This window comes from Dietzia massiliensis (genome assembly GCF_018390595.1).
Classification (GTDB): Bacteria; Actinomycetota; Actinomycetes; order Mycobacteriales; family Mycobacteriaceae; genus Dietzia; species Dietzia massiliensis.
Map to the genome: position 1 here is coordinate 1 of NZ_JAHBAV010000400.1, position 256 is coordinate 256.

Genomic DNA, 256 nt, shown 5'->3' on the forward strand with positions numbered 1-256 from the left:
AGTTGATGGCCTCGGGTGCGATCTCGAGGCTGCGGCCGGTGATCTCGGCCAGGTGCGCGTACTCGAGGTTGGTCAGGCCCGGCCCCCACTCCGGATGCGGGTGGAACAGATTCCACAGACCCTGGCTGCGCGCCTCGGCCTTGAGGTCTTCGAGCACCTGCGGCTGGTGGTTCGCATCGCCCGATGCACGCATCTGCTCGCGGTAGACGCTCTCGGCCGGGTAGACGTGCTCTTCCATGAAGGTGAGGAGACGGTC

At 66.4% G+C, this 256-nt stretch carries 1 pseudogene; it reads right to left on the reverse strand.

Annotated features, from left to right (window positions below):
• Window positions 1-256, reverse strand: a pseudogene (locus KHA85_RS17700) (acyl-CoA dehydrogenase); the annotation flags it as partial.